Consider the following 18,477-nt stretch of genomic DNA (forward strand, 5'->3'; position numbering starts at 1 on the left):
GGTCATAAGACCATCGCGTTTATACTCACTCGTTGTTCAGTTTTCAAAGATCAAAACTTCTCTTTCAGCGCCGCTGTTTTATCTCAGCAGCAACTCTTATAATATATCATGTTACCCAGCAATTCGTCAAGCACTTTTTTTAATTTCTTTTTTTCTTTCGCTTCCTGCCAGCCCGGCAGGCTTGTACCTTTTCGAAAGGGGCGAGAATTAATTTACCACAGAATGCAACCACTCGTCAACTACCCCATTAAAGTTATTTTTAAACCATAAAGAAGTGCAACGCCAGGCAGTCCCAACACCGTTACCGTTCCTATCGTTGCTGGATTGAGCGGAATGTATACTTCGGACATTAAGCCTGAGAAATTTACCAGGTAAAGTCCCAGTGCCGCCAACACCAAATGCGCTCCGAACATCGTCAACCAGCCAAATCCCAGCTTTTTCTTAAAGACGATGAACAGAAGCAGAAACAGCGAGACGCCAAGCACACCCCAAATCAACATTTTTACGGTCATGGATCGATCTCCTCCCAATCAAATCGTTATAAATACAACATTACCTCCACTAAATTAATGGGACATCGACCGGGTGCCCATCCCTCTGGCCGCCGCCGATGCTTCCCTTGTTATCATTTGCACTCGGTTGAGGCCGATGTCTTTGGCTTGCTTCAAATGCATTTGATACTTGCGCTCCGCTGCTTCCAGCATATAAATCGCATAGTCGATCTGGTCTTGTCCGAGCGCCTCCTCAAACCGCAGCCTAGCGCGTTCCCATTCCGCATGAGCATTTTGGACATCATTATAAACGATCCACTTCTCTTCCTGTTCCTCTTTGTACTGCTGTGCAGACATTCCTGATTTATTCCTCTTGAACCAAGTCATGTCCCAGACCCCTCCCTTGTCCACGAAAGTTACGGGCGGCTAAAGTACGGGTGCCTCACACCGCCTCCATTCTCATACTTATTCGGGAAAGGGACAAACTTAGAACAAAAAAAGAAGCCTCCGAAGAGGCTCCTTCTATAAGTGCACGATTCAATTGTAAATGATCACTTAACTAAACGCTAAACACTAAGCATAACTTCAGTTCAATTGACGCCGTCCTTCCAAGGCCTTCGACAAGGTTACCTCATCCGCGTACTCCAGGTCCCCGCCTACCGGCAGACCATGCGCGATACGCGTCACGACGATTTCAAAAGGGCGTACCAGCCGCGAAATGTACATCGCCGTCGCTTCCCCTTCGATATTCGGATTCGTCGCTAAAATAAGCTCCTTGACCCGCTCATCGCTAAGCCGGGTAAGCAGTTCCTTCAGTCGAATATCATCGGGACCGATTCCCTCCATCGGAGAGATGGCTCCCTGAAGAACGTGATAATAACCATTGAATTCCTTGGTCCGCTCCATGGCGACAAGATCTTTGGGATCCTGCACTACGCAAATGACAGACGGATCGCGCGTTTTATCCTGGCAAATCCGGCACGGATCGGTGTCTGTAATATTGCAGCATACGGAACAGTAGGTGAGATTCCGCTTGACGCTGACCAGGGCCTTGGCAAAGTCAATGACGTCGTCCTCTTTCATGTTCAGCACATGAAAAGCAAGCCGGGCCGCGGTTTTCGGCCCGATGCCCGGCAGTCGCGTAAACGCATCGATCAGCTTCGAGATCGGTTCGGGATAATACAAAGCGCAGGATCTCCTTCAGCTCTAAATTTAGAACAAGCCAGGAATTTTCATTCCGCCTGTAAATTTGCCCATGTCGGCATTCGCAATTTCGTCCGCTTTACTCAGCGCATCGTTCACAGCAGTCATCACCAGATCCTGCAGCATTTCCACGTCGTCCGGATCAACAGCTTCCGGCTTAATCGTAATGGAGAGCAGTTTTTTGTGGCCGTTCATTTCCACGGTAACCACGCCGCCACCGGATGTACCTTCAACCTTTTTGTCAGCAAGCTCTTCCTGTGCCTTGAGCATTTGCTCCTGCATTTTTTTCACTTGCTTCATCATTTGATTCATATTATTCATGGGTCATCTCTCCTTTAATTAATTGAGTGCACTTCAAGGTGCGGTTAATCTTTTATGACAACGAGGTCCTCTCCAAACATCTGGAGCGCCTCATCAATCCATGGTTTTGAATTCGGATCTTTCGATTCATGCTCATGCTCGAGCTTCAGCTCTTCTTTGGGCTGCGCAGCCCCTTCCATCGAGGCGCTCCAATCCCGCTGCATCATGGTAACCAAATGATACGGTTTGCCGAGCACGGAGTGCAGCACACCCTCGATCACCTGCTTATTGGCCGGCTTCTCGGTCGTTTCCCGGTGGATATTATTTTTAAAGGCAACCAGCAAGGCGTCATCAGTCGCGGAAACCGGCTCGCCGTCCATAAACCAGGCATGGACCGTCACCTTCTCCTCCTTGACTCCTTGCAGAATATGAGCCCACTGGCGTTGAATCTCCATGAATTCAGGACTTCCCTTACTTGCTACAAACTGATCCATATTCGCCGGAATCTTCGCGGCCGACGACATGCGCGGGGCCGGCGGAGCTGCAGGCTTGGATGGTCCGCTATTACCAGCGGCCGGAGCCGCACCGGACTTGATGAAGCGCTCGAGCTTCTTCTCCAGAGAGGCAACCTGCTGCTTGAGCTGATTGATCACAGCCGAATCGGCCGCCGCCTCCTGAGGGCGATCGCCGTCTCCCGCTTCACGGGGAATGCCGCACAGCTTGAGCAGCGCAACCTCGAACAAGGTCTGAGGCTGGGAAGCATATTTCATTTCACTCTGATAATGATTGAGCGTATCGATCATTTGGAACAGCTGCTTGCGGGAAAAGGCAGAAGCCATCTCCTTGTATTCTTCCGGATGAAGGACACGGTCCGTGAGCTTGTCTGCCTGCGGAATCATCTGGATCATCAATAAATCGCGGAAATAATACAGCAGGTTCTCCATGCATTTATCGGCGCTCTTGCCTTCCTGCATAAAACCTTCCACCAGCATGAGCACCTGGCCCACGTCACCTTCCAGAATGGCCTGTGCAAGTTTGCCGAATTGCTCCGAAGCAATCCCACCAGTCATACTCAGCACTTGTTCATAAGATACATGACCGCCGGTAAACGACGCAATCTGATCCAAGATGCTCAGTGCATCCCGCATCCCGCCGTCGGATAGCCTTGCTATATATTGAAGGGCTTCATTCTCCGCTTCAATGCCTTCTTCCTGTGAAATCTGTCTTAACCGATCCGTCTGCTCCTCCAGGGATACCCGGCGGAAATCAAAGCGCTGACAGCGCGATATAATCGTCGCCGGCAGCTTGTGCGGTTCGGTCGTCGCCAAAATAAACATGACGTGCGGAGGGGGTTCCTCCAGCGTCTTCAGAAGCGCATTAAACGCCTCTGTCGTCAGCATATGCACTTCGTCAATAATATAAACCTTCTGCCTTACTTCGGTCGGTGCGTACTTCACTTTCTCGCGAAGATCGCGGATTTCTTCCACGCCGCGGTTAGAAGCAGCGTCAATCTCCTGAACGTCCATCACCGCACCCGAAGTAATTCTGCGGCAGGATTCGCATTCATTGCACGGCTCCGCTGCAGGTCCACGCTCGCAGTTCACCGCTTTGGCCAAAATTTTGGCCGCGCTGGTTTTACCGGTTCCGCGCGGGCCGCTGAACAGGTAGGCATGGGAAACCCGCTGTTCGCGGATCGCGTTCTGCAGCGTTTGAATGATATGCTGTTGTCCCACCATGTCCCGGAACGACTGAGGCCGCCAGGCACGGTACAACGCTATATGTTCCACTTCGCTTACCCTCTTTCAACTTCCACTAAGCGTGGGTTCGTTGCCTCATCATTATACTATAATCCGGCGTCATGCAAAACGTCCAACACGCATGTTGCAGCAGGCTTTTACCTGTCCGCCGCCTGCGTCCGTGACTGAAAGGCCGCCACGAGAACATCCGGAATAAATAAAAAGCATCTTTACCACCTGATGGCAAAGATGCTGAAATCATTGTCAAGTTTAAGCCGTGCACCTGTTATTGATGATTGCGATCCGAGTGGCACCCCTGCGTAACAACTCGGGCTAGGCTATCCTCCGGCACAAGAGTGGGCTTGCTTATGGCTGCTTCCTTCCGGACCTGACCAGGTTCACAAGTACTCATTGCGGAGGACCCAACCGTCAACATTGCACGCAGGGACCAAACCTCACATCGACAATACCTCTAACAGGAATTCAACCTCGCTACAGCGGATTGCGAGTTACAGGGCACCGCTACCTCCCCATCTAGCACGGTGAAAATAAGTATATCGCATGCCTGTACAAAAAGCAACCACCCGGCAGAAAGTGGATAAACGCTCGAAAATAAATCTATTATTCTCGTTCCATATTCATCTAGCAAACGTTTATTGATATAGTGGTCCTATACCACAACCAATCCTACACATACGATTTTAAACGGAAAGGAACATCGCGCATGAATAAAGCAACCAAAACCGCATTGTGCCTGCTCATTGCAGCCACTGCCTGGAGCGGCATCGGCCAGAAGCCGGCTAGCGCCGCTGCACCCGTCAGCATCGTGCTGGACGGATATCCACTGCCTTTCCCGGCTGCACCCAAAGTCGTTCAAGGAACGACACTTGTGCCCTTCCGGGCCATCTCCGAAGCGCTGGGCATCAGCGTGCAGTGGAATGCCTCGGCCAAGCAGATCACAGCAGTAAAGACAGGCAAGGATTCCACGAAAAAGGTCGTTCTGACCGTCGGAAGCCGCAGCGCGACCGTAGACGGGACCAAAACGGCGCTGACCGTAGCTCCCCAAATGTCCGGAGGAAGCGTCCTAATTCCGCTCAGCTTCTTCAGCCAGCAGTTCGGCGCCGGCGTCAACTGGGATCAGGCCACGCATACCGTTACTATCGTGTCCCCCCAAGAAAATATGTATACGCTGGCCTTTTACGCCATCTCATCATTTTCTGAGTCGAGCCTGATTCCAAGCTTCGACGCAACCGCCTTTGGCTGGAGCCGCATCGACGATCAGGGCCGGTTTACAACGACAGGCCAGGATTTTAAATGGCCGCAAGCGGCCGGCGATGTGACGCCGGAGAGCCTCGTCAGCTCCGCTGCTGCAGCCGGCACCACCCCTTATTTGATGGTATTTTCCGGCGATACCAAGATGGAACTGACGAAGGCGACCCAGGAACCTGAGCTTCAGGCAAGCCTGATTCAGCAGATGGTAGATACGGCCAAAACTAACGGATTCCAAGGCATCCTGCTGGACTTGGAAGGACTCGGGCTTACGGGGGACGCAGCGGCTGTACAGGCATCCTTTAATGCTTTCGTTCAAAAAGCAGCTGCCGCCACTCACGCCCAGGGCTTGAAGCTGTCGATCGCCTTGCCGCCGCTGAACGGTTCTTTTCATGGATACGATTATAAAAAGCTTGGCACGCTGGCCGATGAGCTTATCGTCATGGCTTATGCCTATACCGATGAGAAAAACCCACAGCCTAACGACAAAGTGGATGCGGCCATCCAGCTTGCGCTCAAACAGGTGCCTGCCAGCAAACTGGTTCTCGGCGTTAACCTTGCCAGCGAAAACGAAAACACCGTGAACACCAAAATTGGCCTGGCCAAACGGTACAATCTGAAAGGTATCGCCTTATGGCGCCTCGGCTTTAATAAAACCAACGTATGGACAAAAATCGGCCAATCGGTCGACTTGAACAATTAAGACGCGGAACACATGCATGGTGCGTAAAAGGAAGGTTTCCTACGGAATACAGGATCGGATTTTATTGTAATTATATTTTATTAAAGAAAAAATCCCCGGTTCATCGAACCGGGGATTGTCATTTGTTAAAAATATAACGGATCTATGCTGCCAGGCAGCAATTACATTCCGTATTTCTTCTTAAATCTATCAACACGGCCGCCAGCATCCAGGAATTTCTGTTTACCAGTGAAGAACGGATGGCAGTTGGAGCAGATTTCGACGCGAAGCTCTTCTTTCACCGAACCCGTTTCGAACGTGTTGCCGCATGCGCAAGTTACCGTAGTAACGTGGTATTTTGGTTGAATTTCTGTTTTCATGACTTTCACCTCTTTTTGCCCTGAGCCTCAGGCGGACCCAGAGTTATGTTGACACATAAATTCATTATAGCAGGGACGCGCCTATAAATCAATGGTTTCTTCCCGTTCCAGGCGCTGCCGGATTAAGACAGAATCGACTTTTTCGGGCGGATCAAGCTTGGAGGCGGAACATGGGTATAGGACCCGATGACCACATCCGGAAGCTCCGCTTGGAAAATTTCAATCGCCTGCTTCATACCCAAAATTTCGCCTTTGGCCGGCGGGATCAATTCCAAATAGCTCTCCGGATCAATGTTCAGGTTGCGCAGCTGAATCAGCTTCAGATTGGTCCGGCGCGCAAACTCCACCATCGCCTCGATTTCCTCTTCGCGGTCTGTGACACCAGGGAAAATCAAATAGTTGATGGACGTGTAAACGCCTTGGTCCGACGCATACTTCAGCGATTTCTCCACATTGGCAAGCGTATAACCACGCGGCTTATAGTAGGCGTTGTAATGGTCGTCCAGCGCGCTGATCGTGCTCACCCGCATCAGGTCGAGACCCGCATCGACGATGCCGCGGATGAAATCCGTCAGGCCGGCATTTGTGTTGATATTAATATATCCCATATCCGTGATCGAACGCACCTCGCGCATCGCTTCAATGATGATTTTGGCCTGTGTAGATGGTTCGCCTTCGCAGCCTTGTCCGAAGCTGATGATCGACTCCGGCGTTTTTAAATGCTCCAGCATAATTTGAACGAGCTCGTCCACCCTCGGTTTGAAATTCATCCGGGTCTGGGGCGCCACAAATCCGCTGTCATCCGGTTGTTCTGAAATACACCCGAAGCAGCCGGCATTACAGGAGTAAGATACCGGAACGGCCCCTTCCCAACGATTCAAAAAGGTATTGGATGCGGTCAGACATTCATAACCGAGCGCACAATTGGATAAATGCTGGTACAGCCGGTTCTCCGGATACTTCTCCGTCAGGCGCTTCACGCCAAGTTCCAATTCCTCTACATCGCAGTTCAGCGGGTTCCACTTCTCCGGGTCATCCGACAGCCGGCCCGTCGTGTAAAATTGTCCGTCTTTCCACACGACAGCCGAGTAACCAAAAAGCGGCAGCTTGTATTCCTTGTCCGTCTTCACATAGCCGGGCAGGCATAACCGGGTATAACCCTGCGGGAGCAGTGCCCCCACAGCCTGAGCGTCTCCCGGGAGCGCCGTCATCTCACCCGTTTCCGGATCCATACCGATGGCACGGGTGTTGGGGAGGCCGACCAGCGTCGCGCCTTCCGGCAGGGGAATCAGCTCATCTTCCATAATCTCCACGATCATATCCGCGCTGCGGCCGAGACCGTACAGTGTGGGATGATCAAATACGTTGCCTTTTTCATCGGCATATACCAGATACATGATGTTCTCCTCTTTATGCTAAATTTAAGTCAGCGGCACGGAAGCCGTCGACGGGCGTGAGGTGCGCCGGTTGCTGCTGTGGCTGTTCGAGGACGAGGAGGAACTACGGCTATGGCCGTTTCCTGCTCCATGCACGTCAAAGGAAGCCAAAAATTCGGCATTGGTTTTGCAGTCACGCAATTTCTTCAAGAATCCCTCCACGAAGTCGGCGGATTCGTTCATATTTTTACGGATCGCCCAAATGGTATCGAGCTCATCCTTCGTTAACAGCACTTCTTCACGACGCGTTCCCGAACGGCGGATATCGATGGCCGGGAAAATGCGGCGCTCGGCCAGCTTGCGGTCCAGGTGCAGCTCCATGTTGCCGGTTCCCTTAAACTCTTCATAAATGATATCGTCCATCCGCGAACCGGTATCAATCAGCGCTGTGGCCAAAATGGTCAGACTGCCGCCTTCCTCCACGTTCCGGGCAGAACCAAAGAACCGCTTCGGACGATGGAATGCCGCCGGATCGATACCGCCGCTCAGCGTACGTCCGGATGGCGGGATGACCAGGTTGTAAGCACGGGCCAGACGGGTGATGCTGTCCATCAAAATGACAACGTCCTTCTTATGCTCAACTAGACGCAGCGCACGTTCAAGCACCAGTTCCGCAACCTTGATGTGGTTCTCCGGCAGCTCATCAAACGTTGACGCAACCACCTCTCCTTTTACGGAACGTTGCATATCCGTCACTTCCTCAGGACGTTCGTCAATCAGCAGTACAAAAAGTTCAATCTCGGGATTGTTGGTGGAAATGCTGTTGGCAATTTCTTTTAAGAGGAGCGTTTTACCTGCTTTTGGAGGTGCAACGATCAAACCGCGCTGTCCCAGACCGACCGGGGCGAGCAAATCCATAATTCGAGTAGACAAATGGTTAGGGGATGTTTCAAGCACAAGTTTCTTTTGCGGATAGAGAGGAGTCAGTGCCGGAAAGTGTAACCGTTCGGATGCCGTCTCCGGGCTCTCCCCGTTGACCGCATTGACTTGCAGCAAACCGAAATACCGCTCGTTCTCCTTCGGTGCGCGGCACTTCCCTGATACCAAGTCTCCCGTACGAAGGTCGAATTTACGAATCTGGGAGGCGGAGATATAAATGTCCTCGGTGCTTGGCAGGTAATTGATCGGCCTTAGGAAGCCGTAACCTTCCGGGAGAATCTCGAGCACACCTTCCATAAACATAAGTCCGCTCTGTTCGGCCTGCGCTCTCAAAATAGCAAAAATCAGTTCTTTCTTCTTCAACTGACCGTAATAAGGGATCTGGTACTTCTTCGCCAGTTTGTACAATTCGGTCAGCTTCATTTCTTCCAAATCGGCAATTTGTAAATCCATGTAATAACCACCTATTCAATTTTATAAGTCCTGACAAGAGCTTAGCATCAAATGGATGAAGACGCTAATCTATGAGTCTATGAAAATCCTCATTAGGATAGGATTACCCAAATTAGAAGGAGATATGCAGGTCATGATGAAAAAATCAGCTTCATTCAATCTATTTCCCGCATTCTCCTAATATTACAGCACCCTGATTATTGTTCGCGCCAAACATCGGCGCCAAGCATCCGCAGATTGCTGACGAGGTGATCGTAACCCCTGTCGATGTACTCCACGCCGGTCACTTCCGTCACGCCTTCTTCGACCGTAAGGCCGGCGATCACCAGCGCAGCCCCCGCTCTGAGGTCGGAAGCCTTGACTTTGGCCGCATTTAGGCGGCTCTTCTCGATGACGGCCGAACGGCCCTCGACGCGAATTTTTGCGCCCATGCGGACCAGCTCCGGCACATGCTTAAACCGGTTGCTGTAGACAAAATCGCTGAGCACGCTTACGCCTTCGGCCTGGGTTAGCAGACTGGTCATTGGCGATTGTAAATCTGTAGCAAATCCTGGGTATATCAGTGCTTTCACATCGACATGGCCATACGATGGACTCCCCATCACGCGAATGCTCTCGTCGAGCTCCTCGATTTGGACCCCCATCTCCAGCAGCTTGGCTGTAACAGCTTCCAAATGCTTAGGAATAATATTGTCGATCAATACGTCACCGCGCGTTGCCGCGGCGGCAATCATATATGTTCCCGCCTGGATCCGATCCGGGATGATGGAATGGCGGCAGCCATGCAGCTCAGATACGCCTTCGATACGAATCGTTTCCGTGCCGGCGCCTTTAATAATGGCTCCCATGGAGTTCAGAAGCGTGGCCACATCTATAATTTCAGGCTCTTTCGCCGCATTTTCGATAATTGTGGAGCCTTTGGCTCTGGCAGCCGCCAGCATGATGTTAATCGTCGCGCCTACGCTGGATACGTCGAGGTAAATTTTTGCCCCGCGCAGCTCCTTCGCATGGAGATGAATCGCGCCATGCTCGTTCGTCACGGTCGCGCCCAGCGCTTCAAAACCTTTAATATGCTGATCGATCGGACGGGGCTCGAAATTGCATCCTCCCGGCAGACCGACGACAGCCTCCTTAAACCGGCCAAGCAGCGCACCCATCATATAATAGGAGGCTCTCAGCTTCTTCACCGGCCCGTTGGGCATCGGAATGGATACGATCCGCGAAGGATCGATGTTCATCTGGCTGCCATCCCAAGACACCTTTGCCCCAAGCTCTTCCAGTATTTCTGCATAAACCGCCACATCACTAAGCAGCGGCAGGTTGTCCAGTATTACTTCGGACTCCGCCAAAATAGCCGCGGGAATCAACGCGATGGCGCTGTTCTTCGCCCCACTGATTGAAACGGTGCCTTGCAGTGGGCGTCCACCGCTGATCATCAATTTTTCCATAAGCTAAGGTTCCCCCCACATACTTCGCAGCCGCAAAATAGTTCTGTGTCCATTTTGGTGTATGAAATGGAAAAACACCGGCTAAGCGGTGTGCTTTCCATTCCTTGCTATTCAATTGGGCGCCCCGGAGCGGGGCAGCCCTCTATATCATGAACCACACTGTAGGGCTGGGCCCTACTTCAAACCTTGTGTAACATTAAGCCTGGTTGTTGGATCCAAACTCGCGGATTTTGCCGACAACGGTTGCCTTGATGGCATCACGGCCTGGAACGATGTATTTACGCGGATCGTATACGTCCGGTTTAGCAGCAAGAACTTCACGCACCGCTTTGGTGAACGAGATTTGGTTCTCTGTGTTGACGTTGATTTTGGATGTGCCCAAAGAGATGGCTTTCTTGATATCATGCGTCGGGATGCCTGTCCCGCCATGAAGAACGAGCGGAAGGTTCACGGCGTCGCGAATCTCTTCCATTTCTTTAAAACCGAGGTTTGGTTCGCCTTTGTAAGGTCCATGAACAGAGCCAAGCGCCGGAGCCAGCGTGTCGATTCCGGTTTCTTTGACGATGCGTACGCAGTCATCCAGTTTGGCATACATAACAGATCCGACTACGTCGTCTTCCTGACCACCGACCATTCCAACTTCGGCTTCAACGGAAACCCCTTTGGAATGCGCGTATTCAACAACTTTGCGCGTCGTTTCGATGTTGGTGTCGATCGGGCTGTGAGAGTCATCGATCATGACGGACGTAAATCCAGCGTCGATCGCTTCCTTACATTTGTCGAAGCTTGAACCGTGGTCCAGGTGAATGGCTACAGGAACCGTAATCTTCATATCATGAAGCAGGCCTTCCACCATTTTTACAACGGTATAGAATCCGCCCATATGACGAGCCGCGCCTTCGGATACGCCCAGGATTACCGGGGATTTCTCTTCTTCGGCGGCAGCAAGAATCGCTTGCGTCCACTCAAGGTTGTTGATGTTGAATTGACCAACCGCATACTTCCCTTGAAGTGCTTTGTTTAACATGTCTGTCATGGATACTAATGGCATGGTTCCAATCCTCCTAAAAAGTGTTTGTCTGATCTAAGGGTTTTAAGCCGAAATTCGCATTGCATTCAGCGCTATTATACCACATCATATTGTAAATGCTAAACAAGCATTTGAAATTAAGCAGATATAGGAAGGGCAGGGCAAAAAAAAGAATTCTGCCAGGTCAGCAGAATTCCATCGCTTTAGCCAAATTGAACCGGGCTGTCTTTGAGCTGCATGTTTACCGCCACCCGCATCTCATCGATATCGAACGGCTTCGTAAAGTGCATGAGTGCTCCAAGCTCGGTCGCTTCCTTGATCATATCAAGCTCTCCGTAGGCCGTCATCATGATCACTTTGATGGATGGATTCATTTCCTTGATGTGCTTCAGGATTTCAAGCCCGTCCATTCCGGGAATCTTCATATCGAGCAGAACCAGATCCGGCGATTCCTTCTCCACAATTTCCAGTGCAATTTTGCCGTTGGCCGCCTGAAACGTCGTATAACCTTCACTGTTGAACACTTCCATGAGCAAAATGCGAATACCGTTCTGGTCATCGACGATCAATACCTTTTTGTTATCCACTCAACTTACCTCCCAACAATCAGCTGCGTCCGAATCATACCCCTAATTCCTAACTAAACTGTTAATTCCATACTCCTGCAATCTCCATTTAAAGGTATTCGCCTTCTAGATACAAATTCCTGCAACTTCATATAAATGAAAAATGGGCCTCCTGAGGGAGACCCATAGCTGTATATTAACGTTCTACTTGCAGCGCAGCCTTCACGAATTCACGGAACAACGGCTGCGGACGGTTCGGACGTGACGTGAATTCCGGATGGAACTGCACAGCCAGGAACCAAGGGTGGCCCGGAAGTTCCACAATTTCCACCAACCGTCCGTCCGGGGACGTTCCGGAAATGCGCAAGCCCGCTTTTTCAATCTGCTCACGGTACTCATTGTTGAACTCATAACGATGGCGGTGTCTCTCGTAGACGAGCTCGTCATTGTAGCACTGCATCGCCAGGGAACCCTCGGCCAGTTTGCAAGGATACAATCCAAGGCGCATCGTTCCGCCCAGATCTTCAATATCCTTCTGTTCCGGAAGCAGGTCGATCACCGGATACTCGGTGGACGGGTTGATCTCCGAGCTGTTTGCTCCTTCGAGTCCCAGCACGGAACGGGCGTATTCGATCACAGACACCTGCATGCCGAGGCAAATGCCGAAGAACGGAATTTGCTTCTCACGGGCGTAACGGATCGCCGATACTTTACCCTCAATCCCGCGGTCACCGAAGCCGCCTGGAACCAGAATGCCGCCGATGCCGTGCAGCAGCTCGCCCACGTTCTCATCGGTCACTTCCTCCGCGTTCACCCAGCGGATTTTTACATCGGCGTTTGCGTCAAAGCCTGCATGGGAAAGGGACTCAACCACACTCAAATAAGCGTCATGCAGAGCGACATATTTGCCGACGATGGCGATTTCCACCGTTTTCTCCAGCTTGTTAATGCGATCCACCAGGCTTTCCCACTCGGTCATGTCCGGCTTCGGCGTCGTCAGCTTCAAGTAGTTAACCACGATCTCGTCAAGCCCTTCATCGCGAAGGTTCAGCGGTACCTCGTAAAGCGTAGATGCGTCGCGGCATTCCACGACCGCACTTTCGTCGATATCGCAGAACAGTGCGATTTTCGCCTTCATATCCGCAGACAGCTCATGCTCCGTCCGGCATACGATCACATTCGGCTGAATGCCGATGCTGCGCAGTTCCTTCACGCTGTGCTGGGTCGGCTTGGTTTTCACTTCACCTGCAGCTTTAATGTAAGGAATCAGCGTCACGTGGATGTACATCACATTCTCGCGGCCAATTTCACTCTTGATCTGACGGATGGCCTCAAGAAACGGTAAACTTTCAATGTCGCCGACGGTTCCGCCGATTTCCGTAATCACGACATCAGAGCCTGCTTCGCGGCCTGCACGGAACACCCGCTCCTTAATTTCGTTCGTGATATGTGGAATGACCTGAACCGTTCCGCCCAAATATTCCCCGCGGCGTTCTTTGCTGATCACCGAGGAGTACACCTTCCCCGTCGTGACATTGCTGTTCTTGGACAGGTTGATGTCGATGAATCTTTCGTAGTGCCCCAGATCAAGGTCGGTCTCGGCGCCATCGTCCGTTACGAATACTTCACCGTGCTGGTAAGGACTCATGGTGCCGGGGTCTACGTTCAAATACGGATCGAATTTCTGGATCGTCACCTTTAAACCCCTATTTTTAAGCAGCCTTCCGAGTGAAGCGGCGGTAATTCCTTTACCCAAGGAAGACACGACCCCGCCCGTCACAAAAATATACTTTGTCACTGTAAAAACCCTCCTATTAAAGTCCAGAAATTCAGGCGACATATGATGTTTAGCGTAACCCAATTCACGTTTTTTCATCGGAATCGGGCCGAAACAAGTTTGTTGCTTTCTCTCTCTGTGAACAACAATGCGCCATTTGAATTCAAATGGCACAATTGGGTAATCGACATTATATAGATTGAACTAAAAAAGACGAATCATTTCCATTCCATTCCCAGTTCATCTACCCCCGCGAATATGGTGGAAGGAGAGTTCCGCTTCCATGACATACCGCATTAAAAAACAAAAAAGTGACACCCGTAGTACGGGGCACTTTTTATTATTTTACGCATATTTAAATCTCAATCATAAGCCCATGCAATAGTTTACTCTGTGCCTTGTCCCGTGTCAAGAGAGGATTGGCGATTCTGCGAATGGAATTAATCTTCTTCCTCATCGAGGTCGTCTTCTTCTTCCTCTTCCTCATCCTCTTCAACGGCCTCTTCATCTTCCAGGTCCTCGTCGTCGAGCATCACGTCTTCGTCATCTTCCACTTCTTCCTCGGAATCGTCATCGGAATAGATGTCGTCATGATCCTCGTCGATCCGGTCGAAATCATCGTCGCTGTCCTCAGCAAACGTATCTTCCTCGTCCGTGAAATCGTCATCCTCATCATCGTCGTCATCGTTAATGATGCGCGGACGCTTGGAGCTGCTGATCGGATCTTCGGAGCGGTCGATCGGATACCAGCGCTTCAGTCCCCACAGGTTCGTTCCTACGCAGGCAAACCGGCCGTCGATATTAATTTCTGTATATAGCTGCGCAACGGTCTCTTTAACTTCTTCATCCGTTAAACCGCGAAGCTTGGCTACCTCTTTCATCAGGTCGAGATAATAAAACGGCGTATTAGCCGCCTTCAAAATGGCAAAGGCCAGATCGACCATTGGCATTTCCCGGATTTTCTCGGGATCCATTTTAAGCTGGAGTGAGTTACTCACTTACGGACACTTCCTCTCACGCAAAGTTCACCTTATATATCGTTACTTATAACAACATATCCATTATCAAAACTAAGTAAAACCTATTTATAAATAAAATGCAAGTTTTAAGTGCATAAAGGAAGGCTGCAAGGTTGTCCCAAAAAAAGGCGAATGAAAAGGCGGAGTAACCTCCGCCTTCCGACTGTATCCGCCCACGAAGGAGAAACTCCTCACGGGACCTGGAAAGAGACGCCCATGGCCTCTTCAGTCTATATTATGTCCGCCTCCGGCTTTTGACATCGGGGCAGGGCCTATTTCGTCAAAAAAGGGCATGTTCCCACTCCTGCCGCACTCCCCGCTCATACAATGCAAAAGCAGGGTTCATTATGAGGGGGACTGCCCAACATGGACTACACCGATTTTATCCAGATGCTGCTTGAAGATATGGAGAGTCCCGTATCGTCCGGAGAAAAAAATATTATCAGGTTTCGCGAACCGCGGCATTTCTATGCCTGTCAGGATCGGCTGCAGACGCTTCACCTTCGGTATCCGAACATGCCCGGCATCCAGGTGTCCGATCTCCTCGAGGCCATGATCGCTCCGTTTCCGGTCAGCAGCAGTTTGATGTCCAAGTATCATGACGATCTTATTATTGAAGAAGACACCCAAATGCAGGTCCATACCTTGGTGAACAACAAAGTCAACCAAAGCCCGGGCATCCCGTACGGAGTCAAGCAAATTCAGGCTCCCAAAGCCTGGTCCACTTCGACGGGCTACCGCATCCGGATCGGAGTGATCGATACCGGGGCCGACTACTATCATCCCGATCTGCGCCAGTCGCTGGCCAAAGGGATCAATCTGCTGCACCGGCATCTGCTGCCTCTCGATGACAACGGGCACGGCACCCACATTGCAGGAACCATTGCTGCCGCGAACGGTCCCGACGGCATGATCGGCGTCGCCCCGCGGTCCATGATTTTTCCGGTCAAAGCCTTCGACAACAACGGATCCGCCTATGTCTCGGACATTATCCAGGGAATCGACTGGTGCGTCCGCAACCGCATGCACATCATCAATATGAGTTTCGGCATGAAGACCAAGAGCAAGGCGCTGCTGGACATCGTCGGCAAAGCCTATACGGCCGGGATCTCGATCGTCGCCTCGTCCGGCAATGACGGGAAACGGCGGAGCATCGACTATCCTGCAAGGTACGGGCAGACCATATCCGTGGGAGCGACCGACCGGAACCGCCGCATCGCCAGCTTCAGCAACCGCGGCGACCTCATCGATATTTATGCGCCGGGCGATAAAATTATTTCTTCCTGGACGCGCGGCAAGTACCACGAGATGAGCGGCACCTCCATGGCGACCTCGCATGTCAGCGGATCAATCGCGCTGCTGCTTGCCCAAAACCCCGACCTGTCGCCGGCCGAAATTAAAGAGCTCCTCGTCGCAACCGCCACGCCGCTGCGCCCGAGAAAGGGGCAAACCCGCGTCGTGCACACCGGTGAAATCAATGCCTACCGGCTGCTGCGTGAAGGCATGAAACGCAAAAATAATCCAAGCTAGACGAGAGCGGCTGTACCGCTCAGGACAAACGGAGCTTCTGCTCACGTACATGCCAAATAACTACAATATTTAGCATTTGTTGAAAAAGGCCGCCTCCGGCAAATACCGGAGACGGCCTTTCATATGTTCGGCGTATTCAAATGGGGAAGAAGGAATTACATCTTCTCCGGAGCGGATACGCCCACGACTCTCAGCACGTTAGCGATAACGGTCCGCACGGCGCCGAGCAGGGCGAAGCGCGCCTGCGTTTGAGCGGCATCCTCGGTGATAACGCGCTGCGCCTTATAGTAGCTGTGGAACAGCGAAGCCAAGTCATACACGTAACGGATCATCCGGTGCGGCGCGTAGCCCGCCGCTGCAGAGGCGATTTCCTCCGGCAGCTCGCCGATTTTGCGGAGAAGGTCATACTCATGCTCCGTGTTCAGCACCGTGAGGTCCACTTCGGACAGCGGAAGCAGCGCAACGCCCTGCTCTTCCGCCTGACGGTAAATGCTGCAAATCCGAGCGTGCGCGTACTGCACATAGAACACCGGATTTTCGTTGGACGTCGAAATGGCTAAATCCATGTCGAAATCGAGGTGGGAGTCCATGCTGCGCATCGTGAAGAAGTAACGGATGGCGTCGATGCCGACCTCTTCCATCAGGTCCTCCATCGTTACGGCTTTCCCCGTACGCTTGGACATCTTGACCTTCTCCCCGTTCTGGAACAGGCTGACCATCTGCGCGATGAGCACGGTCAATTTGTCGGGATCGTTGCCGATGGCCTGCATGGCTGCTTTCATCCGCGGGATATAGCCGTGGTGGTCGGCTCCCCAAATATTGATCATGCGGTCGTAGCCGCGGTTGTATTTGTCCCGGTGATACGCGATATCCGGTGTCAGGTACGTGTAGGTGCCGTCATTTTTCACCAATACACGGTCCTTGTCGTCCCCGTATTCAGTCGTCCGCAGCCAAGTAGCACCGTCCTGCTCGTACACCTGGCCTTTGGCTTTCAGTTCGTCCAGAGATGCTTCAACGAGTCCCTTCTCGTACAGGGAAGTCTCGCTGAACCATTCGTCAAAATGTACCCGGAAGCGTGCCAAATCGCGTTTGATTTTGCCTAGCTCCTTCTCCAGGCCGTACGAACGGAAGAACGCCGTCCGCTCGCCCGGATCCATGGACAACAGGGACTCGCCCTTCTCGGCGACGAGTTCCTTGGCAAATCCCTTGATATCCTCGCCGTGGTATCCATCCTCAGGCATTTCCGCATCCTGTCCAAGCGCCTGCAGGTACCGGGCTTCGATCGATTTGCACAGGTTTTCGACCTGGTTGCCCGCATCGTTGATATAGTATTCGCGGGTTACTTCATACCCGGCAAAGTCCAAAATGTTGCACAGGGCGTCGCCGACGGCGGCTCCCCGGGCATGTCCCAAGTGCAGGCTGCCGGTCGGATTGGCGCTGACGAACTCGACCTGCACGCGCTGTCCCTGACCGAGCTGTACGCGTCCATAGTCCTCGCCCTGCGCGTAGACCTGTTCGATCACGGGGTACAGATAGCTTTTGTTCAGCGTAAAGTTAATGAAGCCCGGGCCGGCGATTTCGGCCTTCTCGATGGACGCCTTCTTTACGTCGATATGCTCCAGGATCGCTTCGGCGATCTGGCGCGGGTTTTTCTTCGCGATCCGGGTCAACTGCATGGCGGCGTTGGTGGCCAGGTCCCCGTGAGATTTATCTTTCGGCACCTCAAGCGTAATGCTGGGGAGCTCTTCACGGCTGGCCAGCCCGGCGGCGACCACCGCGTCCTTGACCGCCTCTAAAACCAGCTGGTGAATCTGTTCGAGTGGATTGAGTGTCATGATTGATTATCCTCCTGTATAAAAAAGCTGATGGTGAAATGCCCTGTGCATTCCTCGTATACATATAGATCGTACGCCCAGCTGATTTCCCCTGTCATTCCGTCCAGGTCCATCTTGAGGGAGCGCGTATCCGTCGATAGGTTAAAGGACGTATAAGGCGAACGGTAAAAGCCGGGAAGCCGCTGCCCCTCCTGAAAAGAATGCTCTGACTCCACGGCGCCGTGCCGGATCATTTTCAGGCTGTTTGCGCCGATTTTCACTGTCGTTTTGGTCTTCCGCCCCTGCAAATCCGCTTCCGGCTCCTCGTACATCACATACAGAGCTTGTCCGCGGGCAAATACCTGCGCCGTCATCTCCTGGTTGACCTCCTGGCCGTCATGACGGCTGCGCAGACGGACAGTAGCTTTTCTGGCATCTGGCATTACGCAATACTCCAATCTATT

Annotated in this window: 17 protein-coding genes and 1 other RNA gene; 2 read left to right on the forward strand and 16 right to left on the reverse strand. The window is 52.0% G+C overall.

The genetic code is table 11. The features are described from left to right. Positions 1-239: 239 nt before the first annotated feature. The 6 genes from BCV73_RS28595 to ffs all read right to left on the reverse strand — a co-directional run bounded on the left by BCV73_RS28595 (position 240) and on the right by ffs (position 4,273). Positions 240-512 (reverse strand): pro-sigmaK processing inhibitor BofA family protein, encoded by a 273-nt coding sequence (locus tag BCV73_RS28595; protein ID WP_089549419.1) that lies wholly within the window; start codon positions 510-512, stop codon positions 240-242. A gap of 54 nt (positions 513-566) precedes the next feature. Beyond that, positions 567-878 carry a DUF2508 family protein gene (locus BCV73_RS28600; protein WP_089549420.1) on the reverse strand — a complete coding sequence of 104 codons (312 nt, stop codon included), beginning with the start codon at positions 876-878 and terminating at the stop codon, positions 567-569. A gap of 198 nt (positions 879-1,076) precedes the next feature. Continuing rightward, positions 1,077-1,676, reverse strand: coding sequence for a recombination mediator RecR (gene recR, locus BCV73_RS28605; protein ID WP_076176968.1), 600 nt, complete (start codon positions 1,674-1,676; stop codon positions 1,077-1,079). Between the two features lie 27 nt (positions 1,677-1,703). Next, positions 1,704-2,015, reverse strand: coding sequence for a YbaB/EbfC family nucleoid-associated protein (locus BCV73_RS28610; RefSeq protein ID WP_076176967.1), 312 nt, complete (start codon positions 2,013-2,015; stop codon positions 1,704-1,706). Between the two features lie 44 nt (positions 2,016-2,059). Continuing rightward, positions 2,060-3,781 (reverse strand): DNA polymerase III subunit gamma/tau, encoded by a 1,722-nt coding sequence (dnaX, locus tag BCV73_RS28615; RefSeq protein ID WP_089549421.1) that lies wholly within the window; start codon positions 3,779-3,781, stop codon positions 2,060-2,062. A gap of 224 nt (positions 3,782-4,005) precedes the next feature. Beyond that, positions 4,006-4,273: signal recognition particle sRNA large type (ffs, locus tag BCV73_RS28620), an RNA gene on the reverse strand. Positions 4,274-4,454: 181 nt separating this feature from the next. On the opposite strand from ffs, the gene BCV73_RS28625 reads away from it, so the two are divergent. Then, the gene (locus BCV73_RS28625) at positions 4,455-5,702 is read left to right on the forward strand and encodes a stalk domain-containing protein (protein WP_089549422.1); all 1,248 of its coding nucleotides are present in this window, start codon (positions 4,455-4,457) and stop codon (positions 5,700-5,702) included. 161 nt (positions 5,703-5,863) lie between these two features. Here the strand turns inward: BCV73_RS28625 and rpmE are convergent, their stop codons facing one another. The 8 genes from rpmE to rpoE form a co-directional block, all read right to left on the reverse strand. Next, complete coding sequence (gene rpmE / locus BCV73_RS28630; RefSeq protein WP_076176964.1) at positions 5,864-6,061, reverse strand: 50S ribosomal protein L31; 198 nt, start codon at positions 6,059-6,061, stop codon at positions 5,864-5,866. 122 nt (positions 6,062-6,183) lie between these two features. Continuing rightward, complete coding sequence (locus tag BCV73_RS28635; protein ID WP_089549423.1) at positions 6,184-7,458, reverse strand: radical SAM family protein; 1,275 nt, start codon at positions 7,456-7,458, stop codon at positions 6,184-6,186. Positions 7,459-7,482: 24 nt separating this feature from the next. Continuing rightward, positions 7,483-8,829 (reverse strand): transcription termination factor Rho, encoded by a 1,347-nt coding sequence (rho, locus tag BCV73_RS28640; RefSeq protein ID WP_076176962.1) that lies wholly within the window; start codon positions 8,827-8,829, stop codon positions 7,483-7,485. 197 nt (positions 8,830-9,026) lie between these two features. Then, a complete protein-coding gene (locus BCV73_RS28645; RefSeq protein ID WP_076176961.1) occupies positions 9,027-10,277 on the reverse strand; it encodes a UDP-N-acetylglucosamine 1-carboxyvinyltransferase in 1,251 nt (416 codons plus the stop codon). Between the two features lie 196 nt (positions 10,278-10,473). Then, a complete protein-coding gene (gene fba, locus BCV73_RS28650; RefSeq protein WP_076176960.1) occupies positions 10,474-11,328 on the reverse strand; it encodes a class II fructose-1,6-bisphosphate aldolase in 855 nt (284 codons plus the stop codon). A gap of 182 nt (positions 11,329-11,510) precedes the next feature. Continuing rightward, entirely contained in the window at positions 11,511-11,894 is a 384-nt protein-coding gene (locus tag BCV73_RS28655; RefSeq protein ID WP_076176959.1) for a response regulator, read from the reverse strand. A 175-nt stretch (positions 11,895-12,069) separates the two neighbouring features. Further along, positions 12,070-13,671, reverse strand: coding sequence for a CTP synthase (locus tag BCV73_RS28660; protein WP_076176958.1), 1,602 nt, complete (start codon positions 13,669-13,671; stop codon positions 12,070-12,072). A gap of 419 nt (positions 13,672-14,090) precedes the next feature. Beyond that, entirely contained in the window at positions 14,091-14,648 is a 558-nt protein-coding gene (gene rpoE / locus BCV73_RS28665; protein ID WP_076176957.1) for a DNA-directed RNA polymerase subunit delta, read from the reverse strand. A 387-nt stretch (positions 14,649-15,035) separates the two neighbouring features. Between rpoE and BCV73_RS28670 the strand changes: the two genes are divergently transcribed. Beyond that, on the forward strand, positions 15,036-16,199 hold the full coding sequence (locus BCV73_RS28670) for a S8 family peptidase (protein WP_089549424.1): 1,164 nt from the start codon (positions 15,036-15,038) through the stop codon (positions 16,197-16,199). A gap of 155 nt (positions 16,200-16,354) precedes the next feature. Here BCV73_RS28670 and argS read toward each other — a convergent pair whose 3' ends face one another. Both argS and BCV73_RS28680 read right to left on the reverse strand, forming a co-directional pair. Beyond that, the gene (gene argS / locus BCV73_RS28675) at positions 16,355-18,034 is read right to left on the reverse strand and encodes an arginine--tRNA ligase (RefSeq protein WP_089549425.1); all 1,680 of its coding nucleotides are present in this window, start codon (positions 18,032-18,034) and stop codon (positions 16,355-16,357) included. Then, positions 18,031-18,456: a YwiB family protein gene (locus BCV73_RS28680; RefSeq protein WP_089549426.1), complete on the reverse strand. Its 426-nt coding sequence runs from the start codon at positions 18,454-18,456 to the stop codon at positions 18,031-18,033. The genes argS and BCV73_RS28680 overlap by 4 nt, the downstream gene beginning before the upstream one ends. Positions 18,457-18,477: the final 21 nt, after the last annotated feature.

The organism is Paenibacillus sp. SSG-1, from assembly GCF_002224835.1.
GTDB lineage: Bacteria > Bacillota > Bacilli > Paenibacillales > Paenibacillaceae > Paenibacillus_AQ > Paenibacillus_AQ favisporus.

Excerpts from the sequence above, each read along its gene's own strand:
- BCV73_RS28595 (WP_089549419.1), bottom strand. The coding sequence starts at position 512 with ATGACCGTAAAAATGTTGATTTGGGGTGTGCTTGGCGTCTCGCTGTTT.
- BCV73_RS28600 (WP_089549420.1), bottom strand. The coding sequence starts at position 878 with ATGACTTGGTTCAAGAGGAATAAATCAGGAATGTCTGCACAGCAGTAC.
- BCV73_RS28610 (WP_076176967.1), bottom strand. The coding sequence starts at position 2,015 with ATGAATAATATGAATCAAATGATGAAGCAAGTGAAAAAAATGCAGGAG.
- BCV73_RS28625 (WP_089549422.1), top strand. The coding sequence starts at position 4,455 with ATGAATAAAGCAACCAAAACCGCATTGTGCCTGCTCATTGCAGCCACT.
- rpmE (WP_076176964.1), bottom strand. The coding sequence starts at position 6,061 with ATGAAAACAGAAATTCAACCAAAATACCACGTTACTACGGTAACTTGC.
- BCV73_RS28635 (WP_089549423.1), bottom strand. The coding sequence starts at position 7,458 with ATGTATCTGGTATATGCCGATGAAAAAGGCAACGTATTTGATCATCCC.
- rho (WP_076176962.1), bottom strand. The coding sequence starts at position 8,829 with ATGGATTTACAAATTGCCGATTTGGAAGAAATGAAGCTGACCGAATTG.
- BCV73_RS28645 (WP_076176961.1), bottom strand. The coding sequence starts at position 10,277 with ATGGAAAAATTGATGATCAGCGGTGGACGCCCACTGCAAGGCACCGTT.
- fba (WP_076176960.1), bottom strand. The coding sequence starts at position 11,328 with ATGCCATTAGTATCCATGACAGACATGTTAAACAAAGCACTTCAAGGG.
- BCV73_RS28670 (WP_089549424.1), top strand. The coding sequence starts at position 15,036 with ATGGACTACACCGATTTTATCCAGATGCTGCTTGAAGATATGGAGAGT.
- argS (WP_089549425.1), bottom strand. The coding sequence starts at position 18,034 with ATGACACTCAATCCACTCGAACAGATTCACCAGCTGGTTTTAGAGGCG.
- BCV73_RS28680 (WP_089549426.1), bottom strand. The coding sequence starts at position 18,456 with ATGCCAGATGCCAGAAAAGCTACTGTCCGTCTGCGCAGCCGTCATGAC.